This is a genomic window from Pseudomonas sp. MDT1-85 (genome assembly GCF_054898065.1).
The window spans coordinates 1,749,574-1,765,491 of the sequence record NZ_CM142715.1; the positions used below are offsets into that span (position 1 = coordinate 1,749,574).

At 59.4% G+C, this 15,918-nt stretch carries 15 protein-coding genes, 1 tRNA gene and 1 pseudogene; 6 read left to right on the forward strand and 11 right to left on the reverse strand.

Annotated elements, in window-relative coordinates; genetic code table 11:
* Positions 1-4: 4 nt before the first annotated feature.
* From ACYZT2_RS07875 to ACYZT2_RS07895, 5 genes and pseudogenes are all read right to left on the reverse strand, one after another.
* A pseudogene (locus ACYZT2_RS07875) lies at positions 5-343 on the reverse strand (Fic family protein); the annotation flags it as partial.
* 328 nt (positions 344-671) lie between these two features.
* Positions 672-745: transfer RNA gene (locus ACYZT2_RS07880), tRNA-Gly, on the reverse strand.
* A gap of 161 nt (positions 746-906) precedes the next feature.
* The gene (locus ACYZT2_RS07885) at positions 907-1,791 is read right to left on the reverse strand and encodes an alpha/beta fold hydrolase (protein ID WP_461971354.1); all 885 of its coding nucleotides are present in this window, start codon (positions 1,789-1,791) and stop codon (positions 907-909) included.
* Positions 1,792-2,106: 315 nt separating this feature from the next.
* Positions 2,107-2,799: a pseudouridine synthase gene (locus tag ACYZT2_RS07890; RefSeq protein ID WP_461971355.1), complete on the reverse strand. Its 693-nt coding sequence runs from the start codon at positions 2,797-2,799 to the stop codon at positions 2,107-2,109.
* A 45-nt stretch (positions 2,800-2,844) separates the two neighbouring features.
* Positions 2,845-3,063, reverse strand: a complete 219-nt coding sequence (locus tag ACYZT2_RS07895) for a cysteine-rich CWC family protein (RefSeq protein ID WP_461971356.1) — start codon at positions 3,061-3,063, stop codon at positions 2,845-2,847.
* Positions 3,064-3,255: 192 nt separating this feature from the next.
* Here ACYZT2_RS07895 and ACYZT2_RS07900 point away from each other — a divergent pair, with 192 nt between their 5' ends.
* The 3 genes from ACYZT2_RS07900 (at position 3,256) to ltrA (ending at position 6,111) form a co-directional block, all read left to right on the forward strand.
* Positions 3,256-3,495, forward strand: a complete 240-nt coding sequence (locus ACYZT2_RS07900; protein ID WP_253551500.1) for a hypothetical protein — start codon at positions 3,256-3,258, stop codon at positions 3,493-3,495.
* Between the two features lie 212 nt (positions 3,496-3,707).
* Entirely contained in the window at positions 3,708-4,220 is a 513-nt protein-coding gene (locus ACYZT2_RS07905) for a hypothetical protein (protein ID WP_461971357.1), read from the forward strand.
* Positions 4,221-4,689: 469 nt separating this feature from the next.
* The gene (gene ltrA, locus ACYZT2_RS07910; RefSeq protein ID WP_461968955.1) at positions 4,690-6,111 is read left to right on the forward strand and encodes a group II intron reverse transcriptase/maturase; all 1,422 of its coding nucleotides are present in this window, start codon (positions 4,690-4,692) and stop codon (positions 6,109-6,111) included.
* A 79-nt stretch (positions 6,112-6,190) separates the two neighbouring features.
* Here the strand turns inward: ltrA and ACYZT2_RS07915 are convergent, their stop codons facing one another.
* Positions 6,191-7,303, reverse strand: a complete 1,113-nt coding sequence (locus ACYZT2_RS07915) for an enoyl-CoA hydratase/isomerase family protein (protein ID WP_461971358.1) — start codon at positions 7,301-7,303, stop codon at positions 6,191-6,193.
* Between the two features lie 132 nt (positions 7,304-7,435).
* Between ACYZT2_RS07915 and ung the strand changes: the two genes are divergently transcribed.
* Positions 7,436-8,128, forward strand: coding sequence for a uracil-DNA glycosylase (gene ung, locus ACYZT2_RS07920; protein WP_461971359.1), 693 nt, complete (start codon positions 7,436-7,438; stop codon positions 8,126-8,128).
* A 115-nt stretch (positions 8,129-8,243) separates the two neighbouring features.
* On the opposite strand, the gene ACYZT2_RS07925 is transcribed toward ung, so the two are convergent.
* The 5 genes from ACYZT2_RS07925 to ACYZT2_RS07945 are packed head-to-tail and all read right to left on the reverse strand — an operon-like array spanning position 8,244 to position 13,623.
* On the reverse strand, positions 8,244-9,284 hold the full coding sequence (locus ACYZT2_RS07925) for an AbrB family transcriptional regulator (protein ID WP_461971360.1): 1,041 nt from the start codon (positions 9,282-9,284) through the stop codon (positions 8,244-8,246).
* Positions 9,277-10,791 (reverse strand): tripartite tricarboxylate transporter permease, encoded by a 1,515-nt coding sequence (locus ACYZT2_RS07930; protein WP_461971361.1) that lies wholly within the window; start codon positions 10,789-10,791, stop codon positions 9,277-9,279. Before ACYZT2_RS07930 ends, ACYZT2_RS07925 begins: the two co-directional genes overlap by 8 nt.
* Position 10,792: 1 nt before the next feature.
* On the reverse strand, positions 10,793-11,251 hold the full coding sequence (locus ACYZT2_RS07935; protein WP_461971362.1) for a tripartite tricarboxylate transporter TctB family protein: 459 nt from the start codon (positions 11,249-11,251) through the stop codon (positions 10,793-10,795).
* Between the two features lie 58 nt (positions 11,252-11,309).
* Positions 11,310-12,287: a Bug family tripartite tricarboxylate transporter substrate binding protein gene (locus ACYZT2_RS07940; protein WP_038979324.1), complete on the reverse strand. Its 978-nt coding sequence runs from the start codon at positions 12,285-12,287 to the stop codon at positions 11,310-11,312.
* Positions 12,288-12,330: 43 nt separating this feature from the next.
* Positions 12,331-13,623 (reverse strand): OprD family porin, encoded by a 1,293-nt coding sequence (locus ACYZT2_RS07945; protein WP_461971363.1) that lies wholly within the window; start codon positions 13,621-13,623, stop codon positions 12,331-12,333.
* Between the two features lie 234 nt (positions 13,624-13,857).
* Here ACYZT2_RS07945 and ACYZT2_RS07950 point away from each other — a divergent pair, with 234 nt between their 5' ends.
* Together ACYZT2_RS07950 and ACYZT2_RS07955 are read left to right on the forward strand one after the other, a co-directional pair.
* Complete coding sequence (locus ACYZT2_RS07950; protein WP_461971364.1) at positions 13,858-14,529, forward strand: response regulator; 672 nt, start codon at positions 13,858-13,860, stop codon at positions 14,527-14,529.
* Entirely contained in the window at positions 14,522-15,907 is a 1,386-nt protein-coding gene (locus ACYZT2_RS07955; protein ID WP_461971365.1) for a sensor histidine kinase, read from the forward strand. The genes ACYZT2_RS07950 and ACYZT2_RS07955 overlap by 8 nt, the downstream gene beginning before the upstream one ends.
* Positions 15,908-15,918 lie beyond the last annotated feature (11 nt).

Below are 15,918 nucleotides of genomic sequence, written 5' to 3' on the forward strand. Positions count from 1 at the left end.
GCGCCACATCCAGACGTTCCCCTGTCAGCCATTCGTAGAGGAACCCTGTGCGCCGGGCGTACTGGCCGAATGGCTCCCGTCGACACCAGTCTTCGACAGGCTGCGGACCTATGGCCGCAAACAGGCGGGCGAAGAACTCGAGATGGATCTCTTCGTACTTGAGGCCGAATTCGAAATGTCCGGCGAAATCGTCTGCGGGCCGATAGCTTGCCGGATACCGGTTCTCCACATTTCCGTCACTTTCGCGACTGACACGTACAGTGCCGATCATCGAGTCGACTCGTAGAGGTTGTGCCAGTGCGATGTCGTAACGGTTCGCGAGGGTCTTGAAACCGACTTGCATTGACGAAATCCTTTACTGGGGCAAGAAAAACGCTAACAGAAGATCGATCATATGCGAAAACGTTAATTTCCACAGAGGTGAAAACATTAACGCTTGATGAAATTTGATAACAAATCCGGGGTTTTCGAAAAAAAAGCGCTAACAGACTTCAGGGTAGTCGCTAACGCCCCGAGAGCACTTACTCATCGATCAGCGGATAAATGGACGAAAATTGGGGATGTCTCAGAGCCGATTCCACCAAATCCCAGACACAAAAAACCGGCCATCAAGGCCGGTTTTTTCTGTTCTTGCATCCCCGTCAAAAACTGACGTGAGACAAAAATTCGATTGGAGCGGGTGAAGGGAATCGAACCCTCGTTATCAGCTTGGGAAGCTGGAGTAATGCCATTATACGACACCCGCTCAGAGCGGCTGACTTTGTACCAGATGTGGGCGCGAATTTGAAGTTTTTCTTTATGCGCGATGGCTTTAGCACGGGTAAAACGAAAGCATCGACCGCGTAGCGGTCTTTCGCGGGCAAGCCTCGCTCCTACAGGGCTGAGCTTGCTCGCGATGACTCTGTTTCAAATTGCCAATGCATGGTGGTCCTGGACGTAGTGGTAACGCGGTCGGCTTTCGTGTTGCGCCGGTTTCAGGAAGCCCAGCAGTGCGTTGCGGCTGTCTCGGCAGGCAGCTTTGTGCTCCATGTCGAGAAAGTGGCCGGTGGCCTGCAGGGTACTGAAGGTGCTGTGCTGCACGTGGCCGGCGAACAGCTTGGCATCGTCGGCGGCGGTGTACTCGTCCCATTCGCCGTTCATGAACAGCACCGGCACGTTGATTTTCTTCGCCGCGTTCAGGTAGCACTGGCGGTCGCTGTGGAGTACGTCGCTGATGTGAAAATGCATCTGCCCGTATTCATGTTCGGCCAACGAACTGACGTGACGGTAGTTGAAGCGCTTGAACAGCGAGGGCAGGTGTTTGCCGATGGTGCTGTTCACCAAGTCACCGACCCGGTTACCGTCCCGGCTGCCGAGATAATCGACACCACGCTCAAGGTAGTCGAGCATGTGCTCGTTGACCACCGGCGAGAACGAGCTGATCACAGCCTTTTCGATGCGCCGTGGCTGTTGGGCGAGGGCGACGAGCGTGGCGGCGCCACCAAAGGAAAACGACAGCACGTGCTCGGCGGCGAAGTGGTCGATCAGCTCAAGGAGGATCTGCCCTTCGATTTCCTTGGTGAGCATCTTCTCATGCAGGTTGTGGGCCTTGGACTTGCCCGCGTAGGGCTGGTCGTAGCACACCACATTGAACTCTGGGTAAAGGTTTTTCACGGTCTGTGCAAACGACGCAGTCGTGGACATCGAGCCGTTGACCAGAATAATGGTCTTCTCTGCGGCGTCTGCGCGATAAAACTCCGTGTAAACCCGATACTGACCCTGTATATCCAGCACAGCGATTTCTGGCCTCATGTCATAAGACTCCTGGCAAGCGGGTATGCGCGCAAATCAGATTGCACGAGCTTTGTGACAGGTAGGCATACGCCTGGAATTTTTGAAGGCCCATGTCGATCCATTGAAAGCCGGTCGACGGGTATTGTTATAAACGGGCAGTTTGCCGGGGGAAGGCGGAACCTGAGGGTTCTCTGCCGGCAAAAAGTTTCTTAGAGTAGTTTTGTGACTCGTCGGTCACGTTTGGCGCCGACGTCCTGATTCAAGCAGGGGTCACGTCATCGCGCAAGTATCTTTCGTAAATTCTTCGACGACTTCTGCTGAGTGGTCGCCTACTTAGATCAATCGGATCTCTTCGTTGCTCAACGACCGGTACTCGCCGGGCTTCAACCCATCGTCGAGCACCAGCGGCCCCATGCGTTCGCGGTGCAGCCGCAACACCTTGTTGTCGAAGTGGCCGAACATCCGTTTTACCTGATGATAGCGGCCCTCAATGATGCTCAGGCGCGCAGATTTTGGCCCGAGCACGACCAGTTCGGCCGGTTGCGTGGTGAGGTCTTCGAAGGCGAAATACAGCCCTTTGGCGAAGGTGATCGCGTATTCGGCAGTGATGTCCTGCTCCGTCTCGACGTAGTAGACCTTGGGCAGTTTGGTCTGCGGTTGGGTCAGGCGTCGCGACCAACTGCCATCGTTGGTGATCAGCATCAGGCCGGTGGTGTTGAAGTCCAGGCGACCGGCGATGTGCAGGTCATCCTTGTCCGGTTCATCGATCAGGTCGAGCACCGTCGGGTGTTGCGGGTCGCGGGTGGCACTGACGCAGCCGGGCGGTTTGTGCAGCATGAAGTAATGGGCCGGCTTGCCAATTTGCAGCACCTCGTCGTCGACTTCCACGCGGCTGAATTCAAGCACCTCGGCGTGAGGGTCGCTGACGACTTCTGCGTCGACCCTGACGCGTTTTTCCACCAGCAACAGGCGTACCTGCTTACGGTTGAAGCGGGGCAGGTTGCTGAGGAAGCGGTCAACGCGCATGGCTAGGGTTCGGTGGGAGGATTCGGTGGGAGAGCACCGCGCATCTTACGTGATCGGCTCAGCGGCTGCTTGCAACTGCACCTCGACCTGGGCGCAGGCCGGGCACAGGCAGGACTTGTCGCGCAGATCGGCGGGCAATGCCTGGAGCACCGCCGGATCGATGCTGACGCCGTAGCACCAGCAGGCACGATCGACGGTTCGCGGGTCAGCCAGGCTGCAGTCGTTGGAGGCGCCGCAGGCTGGGCAGAGGTCAGGTTTATTCATGAAGGGGCATTTCGGTTACGGCCGGTTTGTTTGGCCCGAGACCGCGCATGATCGGCCGGTAAACAGCCATGCGCAAGCCAGCTTGAGTGGGCCGCTGATCTGAAGGCCAGACGCTGTCTGGCACTCGGTGCCGGTTTGAAAGTCAAAACAGATGTCAGTCGACTGCTGTTGCAGGTCTTCCAGGAGGCCTCCATGTTCTGTCAAACAAAGCTGCGTCGAATACTGCTCAGTGTGTTTTTTGGTTTGGGCCTGTCCGGCTGTTACTACTACGCAGGCTCGGGCGATTTTTATCCGACACCTTATTACTACCCTGGTTATTACTACTCACCTTACTACTATGGCGGGCCGCGGTTTTACGGGGGTTATCGTTACTATTATTTCAGTGGTCCCCGTCATCACCATCGCGGCGGACACCATCGCGGGCACCGTTAACCGGCTCATGAATACAACGGCGCGTCTGGCTTATGGACGCGCTGTTTTCTTATGGGCTGGATGAAAAACCTTTCATCGGCTACTTGTTTCAACGTGTTGCGAGAGCGCACCAGATTCCGATTTCACTGTCTGATATTTCGACAGTCGCAGAACCATTGACTGTCGCCTGCCAGCGTCGCTGGTGTGGTTCACTCGCGGTCCAGGAGGCCGCCATGCTCTGTCGAAAACAGATCCGAATTCTGCTGATTGGTCTATTGGGATTGTCTCTTGGTGCGTGCGTGCCCTATTCCGATGGAGGAGCCAGCTACTACCGTTCCGAGGTCTACACGTCCCCTGCGCCGTATTACTCCGGTGGCGGAGCTTACTACTCCGATGGTCATTACTACTCGGCCCCGCGCAGGTATTACTCGCCACCTGCACGGTATTACCAACCAACGCCGCGTTATTACCACCAGCCGCGGCTTTATCAACCGGCACCGCGCTATTACCAGCCAGCGCCACGAGCTGACTACCGCGTCTATCAGAATCGCGGATGGGACCGTCATGACCGCAGAGGTTGGGACGGTCATAACCGTAGAGGTTGGGACGGTCATAACCGGGGCGGTTGGGACGGCCGGAATCGAGGCGACCGGGGCGATGACTATCGAGGCCACAGGGATCGCCGTGACGGAAGAGGCGATCACCGCGGTCGCGGCGATCACGATGGCCGAGACGGCCACCGTTAACCACTCAATAAAAAGCGGCGCATGAAGCGCCGCTTTTTTTTGGTGCGCCAGGCATGGCGCGTTGCGCGCAAGCGCAACCAGCTGGGCTGTGGTGGCCACGCTGGTGACTTGGAGGTGAAAGTCCTCTACACACCCGGCAAGGGGAAGTGTTAGCCAGAGGCAAGGGTGTCGCGGGTGACTGCGAATCTGAAGGAAGCCCGAGGCAAAATGCTGGCCTGACGAACAGGAAGCGGATAGAGGCGGCGCAGCGGGGTAAGAAGGCCAAAATCTTCAAAGCCCAGTACTTGCACGGAACGCTGTGACGTAGATCCGACAGGCATAAGCAGGAAGGTCGCGCGAATTACCCTGGGAGATCTGCACGTTTGCCACTGTGCTACCGCGCGTCGAGAGGCGACGGGATGAGCGTGCAGAAGTCAGCCGAGGCCGTAGTAAGTGGCAAATAACCCTGCCACCAAGGGCCGAACAGGTTATGCCGCCAGTAGGCGTCAGAGTCTCGTTGAATACCGAAATGCAGAAATTTCTCCCAGAGAAGACTGTTACTCCGAGTCCCGGACAGAATCCGAGGATGACGGCTGATAGCGCAAAGGTATCGACGGCGTCTGTGACGTGGACGAACGCGGAGCCGGACACGCTGATGGCGCGGGTGCTTGCACCCGCCAACCTCAGACGTGCGTATCATCGCGTAGTCAGCAACAAGGGCGCGCCGGGTGCCGATGGCATGACGGTCGACCAGTTGGCGGACTATGTGAAACAGTATTGGCCGACCCTCCAGAAGAGGTTGCTGGCCGGCGAGTACCACCCGCAAGGTGTACGCGCCGTCGACATCCCCAAACCCAAAGGCGGCACCCGGCAGCTGGGTATTCCCAGCGTTGTGGATCGCCTGATCCAACAGGCATTGCTGCAACAGCTCACGCCGATCTTCGACCCGCTATTCTCGGACTATAGCTACGGCTTCCGACCGGGCAGAAGCGCCCACCAAGCCATCGAGAAAGCCCGCGCCCATGTGGCGGCAGGGCATCGCTGGTGCGTGGAACTCGATCTTGAGAAGTTCTTTGATCGGGTTAATCACGACATCCTGATGGCTTATCTGGCGCGCCAAATCGAAGACAAGCGGGTGCTCAAGCTGATCCATCGTTACCTCGAAGCGGGAACGATGTCAGGCGGTATCGCCAGCCGACGGCAGGAAGGGACGCCGCAAGGCGGCCCGCTCTCGCCGTTGCTGTCGAACATCCTGCTCAACGAACTCGACCGCGAGCTGGAACGACGGGGGCATCGTTTTGTGCGTTATGCCGACGATGCGAACATCTATGTGCGCAGCCCTCGTGCTGGCGAACGAGTGATGAGGAGTGTTGAGCGCTTCCTGAATCAGCGCCTGAAACTGACGCTGAGCCGGGACAAGAGCCGAGTTGCGAGGTCTTGGAAGTGTGATTACTTGGGTTACGGGATGAGCTGGCATCAGCAACCGAAGCTGAGAGTGGCGACGATGAGTCTAGGTCGCTTGCGCGACCGACTCAGAGAGCTGCTACGTAAAGCGCGGGGCCACAAGATGGCGAATATCATCGAGCGGATAAACCCCGTGCTGCGTGGTTGGGCGGGCTACTTCAAACTGAGCCAAAGCAAACGGCCACTTGAGGAACTGGACGGCTGGGTGCGTCGCAAGCTTCGCTGTGTCGTCTGGCGTCAATGGAAGCGGCCCTCTACGAGGGCGCGCAACTTGATACGCTTGGGACTTAATGAGGCGCGGGCGTGTAAATCGGCAGTCAATGGCCGAGGCCCATGGTGGAACTCGGGAGCGCCTCATATGAATCAGGCGCTGCCGAAGAAGCTGTGGGACCGACTCGGGCTGATCTCGATACTGGATACGATAGATCGGCTTAGCCGTGTAACCTGAACCGCCGTATACGGAACCGTATGTACGGTGGTGTGAGAGGACGGCGGATGTAAATCCGCCTCCTACTCGATCCTGAATTTCAGTACTCCGACAGGTCAGCCAGAGGGTGCCGGCCTTCCCAGACCTTATGGAAATGCGCCTCCACCGTCGCTTCCGGCACAGTGTTAATGTCTGACCAGTGCCAACGAGGTTTCTGGTCCTTGTCGATCAATCGCGCTCGCACACCTTCGCTGAACTCCGGATGACGGCAGCAGTTGAGGCTCATGGTGTATTCCATCTGAAAGACTTGAGCCAACGATAGATGCCGGGCGCGAACGATCTGTTCCCACACCAGATGAGCGGTCAGGGGCGAGCCTTCAGTCATGGTTCTGGCGGCACGACCGAGCAGCGGGTCGCAATGATCGCGCAGAGTACTGATGGCCTTCCAGGCGCATTGAACGTCGCTGACATCCAACAGTTCGTCGATCTGCCCGCGTCGAGGCAGCCACTGCGCTTCGGGCATCTGCGCGATCGCTTCCTGCTGCAAGGCCTTGAGCAGGCTGTTGAGCTGCATGGCTGTCTGTTCCTGCCAGTTCAATTGCAGCAAACCTTCGAGCAGATCATGCTGTTGATCATCGCGCAGGAAGCGGTCGGCGAGGTCCAGATCGATCGCGTCACGACCGTTCATCTGGGCGCCCGTCAGGCCCAGAAACAATCCGAGCTTGCCGGGCAACCGCGACAGAAACCAACTGGCGCCGACATCCGGGTACAAGCCGATGCCTATCTCCGGCATCGCCAACCGGCTGCTCGGCGTGACAATCCGAATGCTCGCCCCTTGCAGCAGCCCCAGGCCGCCGCCCAGCACGTAACCATGCCCCCAGCAAATCAGCGGTTTCGGGTAGGTGCGCAGGTTGAAGTCCAGGCGATATTCTGCCGCAAAGAAGTGCGCAGCCAAGGGCGGCACTTCGCCGGGATGGGCGCGACAGGCCTCCACCAGGCTGCGTACTTCGCCGCCGGCGCAAAAAGCCTTGGCGCCATTGCCGCGCAGCAGCACGCAAACGATCTGTGGCTCCTTGGCCCAAGCGTCCAGTTGATCGCGCAGGGCGTTGATCATCGGCAAGGAGAGGGCATTGAGGGATTTTTCGGCATCCAGGCTGGCGATGCCGATGCGTGCGCCGTCGGTGCCGGTCAGTTCTTCGAAGTGCAGATTCATCGTGACCTCGATCGGGAAATTGAGCGTTCAGTATGATCGCTCTATAGGAAAGTGCCGGATCTGCGTCAGATCATTTGACAAGGGGGATAGGGTTTCCTAGGGTTCGCCCCATTGTTTTTGCCGGATGTAACCATGACTGCTGACGACCGTATCAAACTCGAACCGAGCTGGAAGGAGGCACTGCGTGCCGAATTCGACCAGCCCTACATGGCAGAGTTGCGCACATTCCTGCAACAGGAACGCGCGGCGGGCAAAGAGATCTATCCACCCGGACCGATGATTTTCAACGCGCTCAATTCCACGCCGCTGGACAAGGTCAAAGTGGTCATTCTCGGTCAAGACCCTTACCACGGCCCGGGCCAGGCCCATGGATTGTGCTTCTCGGTGCAACCGGGCGTGCCGGCACCGCCGTCGCTGGTGAACATCTATAAAGAGTTGAAACGCGACCTGAACATCGACATTCCCAACCATGGCTACCTGCAGAGTTGGGCAGAGCAGGGCGTGTTGATGCTCAATACCACCATGACCGTGGAGCGCGCGAATGCCAACGCCCATGCGGGTAAGGGCTGGCAATATTTTACCGATCGGATTATCGAAGTGGTCAGCGAACACCAGCCACATCTCGTGTTCCTGCTATGGGGCGCGCATGCCCAGAGCAAGCAGAAACTCATCGACGCCACCAAACACCTGGTGCTGACCTCGGTCCACCCGTCGCCGCTGTCCGCCTATCGCGGCTTCCTCGGATGCGGGCACTTCGGCCGGGCGAACAAGTTTCTGGAGCAGAATGGCGAGACGCCGATCGAGTGGCGATTGCCGTCGGTCTGAAGATTGCTTTCGCGGGCAAGCCTCGCTCCTACAGAATTTTGGTTGGTCGCGGGTTTGCGTCCGGCACAAATCCTGTAGGAGCGAGGCTTGCCCGCGAAGCAGGCGACTCGGTCTATCAGGGCGAATCCGGCTTCTGGTTCCAATACCGAAACAACGGCTCCGCCAGAAACAACACAAACAACAATCGCATCACCTGCATCGCCGTCACTAACGGCACCGACAATTGCAGGGTCTCTGCCGTCAAACTCATCTCGGCGATCCCGCCGGGCATCATGCCCAGTGTCAGCGAGCGCAGATCCAGATGGGTCATCGCACTCAAACCCAACGCCGCCAAAGTGGCGATCAACATGGTCAACACCGTGCCAAGCAGGGTTCGGCCCATGAACGACGGTGCCCGCCGGAAGAACTGCCGATTGAAGTGACACCCCAACCCGCTGCCAATCAGCCACTGGCCAATCTGGCTGCCGCCGTTGGGCAGACCGATGTGCAGGTCCCAAGCAATGCTCACTGTCGCAGTCACCAGCAACGGTCCGAACAGCCAGGGATTGGGTTGTCGCAGCCGCTCCCAGATCCAGGCGGCAAGGGCGCCCGCCGGGAACAGAAAGGCTAGCCACCACCAGTCGACGGTCGTTGGATGCAGGGCCGGCGCACCGTCACCCAATAGATACTTGAACGCCGCCGGCACACACAACACCACCACCAGCACTCGCAAACTCTGCCCCGCCGCGACACGGCTGAGCACCGCGCCGTTGCGGGCGCCGAGGTTGACCATCTCCCCGGAGCCGCCGGGCATGCTGGAAAAGAATGCGGTGGCGCGATCTTCCCCGGTGCGCCGCATCAACCAGACCCCGACCACCGCGGACAGACTGGTGACCAACGCACCGAAGAAGATCAGGCCGAAGTGGCTCAACACCTGCGCCATCACCACCGGAGTGAAGTGCAGGCCGATGCCGATGCCGACGATCCACTGGCCGCACTTGCGCCCGCCAGGGATTTCCGCCAATTGCCAGGGAGTCAGGCAGCGCACCAGGATGATCGCCAGCAACGAGCCAACCATCCACGGTAGCGGCCAGCCGATCTGGCTGGCGAGGTAACCGCCTAGCAGACCGACCAGCGGTGTTCCCCACCAGCTTTTGAAGGGGGTCCTATCAGACATCGGCAATAACGCGCCGGGCGACCGAACGTTTGCGCCAGATCCGCAGAATCGGCACCAACAGCATGATCACAATCAACCCCCAGACGGCGAGGGTGATTCCGCTCGACCAGAGGATTTCCAGCGCGCCGTTAGAGATCGATAAGGCACGACGCAGATTCTGTTCCATCAACCCACCGAGAATGAAGCCCAGCAGCACTGGCGACAACGGGAAGTCTAGCTTGCGCAGGATGTAGCCGAAGATACCGATACCGATCATCAGGAACAGGTCGAAGGTGGTCGCATGTACCGCGAAGACGCCGATGGCCGTGATGATCGCGATCATCGGCACCAGCGCCCAGTTCGGCACGGCGAGGATGCGGGTGAAGATACGGATCATCGGAATGTTCAGGATCACCAGCATGATGTTGGCGACAAACAACGACGCGATCAGGCCCCAGACGATGTCCGGTTGCTGTTGGAACAGCAGCGGGCCCGGCGTGATGTTGTACAGCGACAACGCTCCGATCATCACCGCTGTCGTGCCCGAACCTGGCACGCCGAGTGTCAGCATCGGCACTAACGCGCCGCAAGCCTCGGCACCGATGGCGGTTTCTGGCGCGGCCAGACCACGTTTGTCACCCTGACCGAATTTACCGCTGGGGCCGGCGATGCGTTTTTCGGTCATGTAGGCCACGGCGCTGGCCAGTGTCGCACCGGCACCCGGCAACACGCCCATGATGAAGCCGAGTACACCGCAACGCATGTTCACCCAGAACACCGACGCGGCTTCCCTGAAGTTGAACATCATGCGACCGGTGGCTTTGAACGCTTCCTGACCGCGGTGGGTTTTTTCCAGCAGCAGAAGGATTTCACTGATGGAGAACAGGCCCAGTACCAGCACCACGAATTGAATGCCGTCGGTGAGGTGAATGTTGTCCCCGGTGAATCGGTACACACCGCTGTTGGCATCAATGCCGACGGTCGACAGGAACAGGCCGATCAGCGCAGCAATAAAGGTCTTCAGCGGTCGATCGCCGGCCATGCCGCCGAGGCAGACAATCGCAAATACCATCAGAACGAAGTATTCCGCCGGGCCGAAGGCAATCGCCCATTTCGCCAGAATCGGTGCAAACACCACCATCCCGCAGGTCGCGATGAAGGCACCGATAAACGAACTCCAGGCCGACAGCGAAAGTGCAACCCCGGCCATGCCTTGACGTGCCATCGGGTAGCCGTCGAGGGTGGTCATCACCGTGGACGCTTCGCCCGGAATGTTCAGCAGAATCGAACTGATCCGGCCGCCGTACTCGCAACCCAGATAGACCGCCGCCAGCAGGATCAATGCCGATTCCGGTGGCAGGCCCAGGGCGAACGCGATGGGGATCAGCAGCGCTACGCCGTTGATCGGGCCCAGGCCCGGCAGCAGCCCGACGACGGTGCCGATCAGCGTGCCGCTGAGTGCGGTCACCAGGTTGTAAGGGGTTAATGCGACGCCGAAGCCGTGACTCAAATAACCAAGCGTATCCATATCAGTTCTCCAGAACGTCGAGCAGGCCCAGAGGCAGCGGGACGTCCATGACTTTGTCGAACAGCAGGTACAGACCGATACTCATCAGGCTGATGATCAACACGCTCGGCAACCAGCGTCCGCCGTACAGGCGTGCCATTGGAATGCCGATCAAGAGGCTGCTGAGAATGAAGCCCAAGGGTTCGAACAGGCCGGCGAAGATCAGCAGCAGCAGCACGCAAAGGCCAATCTTGTGCAGGGTTTCGCGATCCATCGGTGGATCGTCACTCGTGTGGATGATCGGCGACGGGCGAAACACCATGTAAACCAGCCCCAGCCCCATCAGGCCCAACATCAACAACGGGAAGGCGCGGGGGCCGATGGGTTCATAGGAAAACGGAGCCTGATACGGCCAGGCCATCAGGATCAGGCTGAGACAAGCCAGCAACAGCACCGAAGCGAAAATGCGTTGTATGAGCATGAGGAACTCCTGGGCCACGACCCCGAGAACCGGGGTCGTGGCCGCTAGACAGAGGCGATCACTGGATCAGGCCGAACTCTTTGGCCAGCACTTTGTAGTCCGCGACCTGCTTCTTCACGTAGGTGTCCAGCTCCGGACCGGTCATGGCGAACGGGAACAGTTCACGTTGATCGCGCAACTTGGCGAAGTCCTCGGAGGCCAGCAGTTTGTCGAAGGCGTTCTTCCACCAGGCGTAGTCTTCGTCGCTGACTTTTGGCCCGAGATAGAAGCCACGAACCACTGGCCAGACGATGTCGTAGCCTTGCTCTTTAGCGGTCGGAATCTCTTTCATTTCCGGCTCGTCCAGACGCTTCTCGGAGAACACCGCGAGCAGGCGCATGTCGCCACTCTGAATGTGTGGCATGGAGTCGGAGATGTCGGTGCTGCCGACCTGGATGTGGCCACCGAGCAGGGCAGTGGCGATTTCACCACCGCCTTCGAGGGCGACATAACGCAGGTCGCGCGGATTGATCCCGGCCGCCTTGGCGATCAGTGCGGTCTGCATCCAGTCCTGGCTGCCGACGGTGCCGCCGGAACCGATCACCACTTTGCTCGGATCTTTCTTCAGCGCCTGAACCAGATCGTCCAGGGTCTTGTAAGGCGAATCGCTTTTCACCGCGATGGCGCCATAACTGGTGCCGACGGCAGCGAGCCAACGAACATTGGTTTCATCGAAACGACCGAATTTACCTTGCGCCAGGTTCAGCAGCGAACCGCTGGACCACGCCACCAGCGTGCCGGCATCGGCCGGGCGCTGAGCAACCACCGCGTTGTACGCTACCGCGCCGACACCGCCAGGCATGTAGGTCACGCGCATCGGTTTGGTCAGCAGTTTTTCGTTTACCAACGCGCTTTGCGCCAGTTTACAGGTGAGGTCGAAACCGCCACCTGGTGACGCCGGAGCGATGCATTCCGGGCGTTTGGGTTCGGCCATCAATTGGCCGGCAAACAGCACACAGCTGGCGGCTAGAGCAACTTTACGCAGTGATAAGTTCATTTGAGTCTCCACGGGCATTCATTATTGTTATTGAACGTGATGTTTACCAAAGAGCAACGCTATAGCTCACCAGCAGACGCACTTCATCGGCATCGCGAGCGGAGTAGTTGGAACGGTAGGTGGCATTGCGCAGGCGTACGGCGACGTCTTTCAGGGCGCCGCTTTGTACGACGTATTTGATCTCGGTGTTGCGTTCCCACTCTTTGCCTTCGTCACCGTTCTTGAGCTTGATGTTGTCACCGCTCACATAACGGCTCATGAAGCTCAGGCCGGGAATGCCGAGTTTGGCGAAGTCATAGTCGTAACGTGCCTGCCAGGAGTGTTCTTCGGCGCCGGCAAAGTCATTGATCTGTACGAAGTTGACCAGGTACGGATCGCTGCCATCGACGTAGGGGAAGGCACTGTCGCCGGACATGTGCTGATAGCCGGCGCTGAGTTTATGCCCGTTCAAGGCATAGCTCACCAGGCCGTTGAGGGCTTTGTTGTCGATTGGGCCGCCACGGGCTGCGCCTTCATCATCACTGATGGCCAGGCGCACGTCAGTGCCGAAGGTGCCGGGGCCGAACTTTTCCGAGGCCACCATGCCGAGGAAATGCTGGTTATAGACTTCATCAAGCTGAGCGAAGTGGTAGCTGCCCGTGATCTTGTCGGTGAACTTATAGTCCATGCCGCCGAAGTCAAAGTGCTTACCGGCCACGGTGCCGGCGAAACGGCTGTTCTTGTTGTTGAGCGCGATGTCCTCGAAGTCGGTGCTGTCGCGGTCCTTGGCTTTCTCCAGACGCCCGCCGGTGAAGGTCAGGTTCTTGATCTCTTTGGAGGTCAACAGGCCGCCTTCAAAGGTCTGCGGCAGAATGCGCCCGTCGTTGGCTTTGAGGATCGGCAATTCCGGAATCAGGCTGCCGATTTTCAGTTCCGTGGCGGAGATTTTCACTTTGCCGGTCAGGCCGAGCTTGGAATATTCATCCGCCGCGCGACCATCGTCATGGGTCGGCAACAGGCCGGTACCAGTGCGGTCCGGACTTGAATCGAGTTTTACCCCCAGCATGCCCAGCGCATCGACACCGAACCCCACGGTGCCGTCGGTGTAACCCGATTGCAGATTGAGCATGAACCCCTGAGCCCATTCGTCCCGCTTGGATTGCTGGGCGCTGGTGCCGTCGCGAAAGTCGCGGTTGAAATACATGTTGCGGGTTTCGAAGGTTGCCGTACTGTCTTCGAAGAAGGCAGCCTGGCTCAACGGCGAAAAGCCGGCGAGAGCGGTGGCACTGGCAAGGGCGGTGTGGCTGAGACGGGAAAAACGAGCAGGCGGGCGAGCCTGAAGCTGCATGGACAGCATGGTGACGTACTCCGTTTATTGTTCTTATTGGCGAAAACGCTTCGAGGCGTTTCTCGTACTGCTATGGGCACTGGCAACGGCAGTCGAAACTGTCCGTGGCTGGACTTTAACCGGCCAACCTTTCGCTAACCTTTCAGCTGACTTTCACGGTTTTCGGGCTTCACAGCGACGGATGCGGCTGTAAACTCCGCGCCAAAGAATGGCGTCGACCATCCCTGAATGAGGTAAAGATCCATGCGTGTTCTGCTCGTTGAAGACCATCTGCAGCTCGCCGAAAGTGTCGCTCAGGCGCTCAAGAGCACCGGGCTGACCGTGGATGTGTTGCACGACGGTGTGGCGGCCGACCTGGCCTTGAGCAGCGAGGAATACGCCGTGGCGATCCTCGACGTCGGCCTGCCGCGCATGGATGGTTTCGAAGTGCTGGCGCGCCTGCGGGCCCGGGGCAAGAACCTGCCGGTGCTGATGCTGACCGCTCGCAGCGACGTCAAGGATCGGGTCCATGGCCTGAACCTTGGGGCTGACGATTACCTGGCCAAACCCTTCGAGCTGACCGAGCTCGAGGCCCGGGTCAAAGCCTTGCTACGTCGCAGTGTGCTCGGCGGTGAGCGCCAGCAGCGTTGTGGCGTGCTGGCCTATGACCTGGACACCCGGCGCTTCACCCTTGGTGAAGAATTGCTGACCCTGACCTCCCGCGAGCAGGCGGTGCTTGAAGCCCTGATCGCCCGTCCCGGTCGGGTGATGAGCAAGGAGCAACTGGCTGCCCAGGTGTTCGGTCTGGACGAAGAGGCCAGCCCCGACGCCATCGAGATCTATGTCCATCGCCTGCGCAAAAAGCTCGACGGCCAACCGGTCGTCATCGTGACCTTCCGTGGCCTTGGCTACCTGCTGGAAAGTCGCGATGCATAAGCTCAGCAGCCTGCGTTGGCGGCTGCTGTGGAACCTCGCGTTGCTGCTGGTGGTGTTGATGCTCGCCAGTGGATTGAGCGCGTACTGGAACGGCCGCGAAGCCGCTGACACCGCGTATGACCGGACCTTGCTGGCCTCGGCGCGAACCATCGCCGCGGGCCTGTCTCAGCGCGATGGCAGCCTCAGCGCCAACGTGCCTTATGTGGCCCTCGATACGTTCGCCTACGACAGCGCCGGGCGGATTTTTTACCTGGTCAACGACATCAATCAGAAGCTGATTTCGGGCTACGAAAACCTGCCACCGCCGCCGCCGGGAACCCCGCGCACCGATGATTATCCGGCACTGGCGCGTTTCTATAACGCGACTTATCAAGGGCAGAACGTGCGAGTGGTCAGCCTGCTCAAAGCGGTCAGCGAGCCAAACATGAACGGCATGGCGGAAATCCGCGTGGCGGAAACCGATGAAGCGCGGGTCCGCATGGCTCGCAGCCTGATGGCCGACACGTTGTTGCGTCTGGGCATGCTGGCGATCGGTGCGCTGCTGCTGGTGTGGTTTGCGGTCAGTGCGGCGCTGCGTCCGCTGGAGCGCTTGCGCACGGCGGTGGAAGAGCGTCAGCCCGATGACTTGCGGCCCTTGCCGCTGGTGGAAGTGCAGCACGAATTGGGGCCGCTGGTGCGTGCGCTCAATCACTTTACCGAACGTTTGCGCGGGCAGTTCGAGCGTCAGGCGCAGTTCATTGCTGACGCCGCCCACGAATTGCGTACCCCGTTGGCGGCGCTCAAGGCACGACTGGAACTGGGCTTGCGGTCGAACGAACCCGAAACCTGGCGCAGCACCCTGGAAACCGCCGCCCAAGGCACGGATCGCCTGACTCACTTGGCCAATCAATTGCTTTCGCTGGCACGGGTCGAGAATGGCGCCCGGGCAATCGCCGAGGGCGGTGCGCAGTTGCTTGACCTCAGTCAGTTGGCCCGGGAACTGGGCATGGCCATGGCACCGCTGGCCCATGCACGTGGCGTGGCACTGGCGCTGGAAGCCGACGAACCGGTGTGGCTGCGCGGCGAGCCGACACTGTTGAATGAACTGCTGAGCAACTTGGTGGACAACGCGCTGGCCCACACGCCACCGGGTGGCAATGTGATCCTGCGGGTTATGGCGCCGGCGGTGCTGGAAGTCGAGGACGATGGACCGGGGATTCCGCTTGAAGAGCGGGAACGGGTGTTCGAGCGTTTTTATCGGCGTAACGAACAGGTGGCTGGATCGGGGCTGGGCTTGGCGATTGTCGGCGAGATCTGCCGTGCCCATCTGGCGCAGATCAGCCTGCACGATGGTGAGCAGGCGGGGCTGAAGGTGCGGGTGAGTTTTATCGCGGGGTAGTTTTTGGTGTC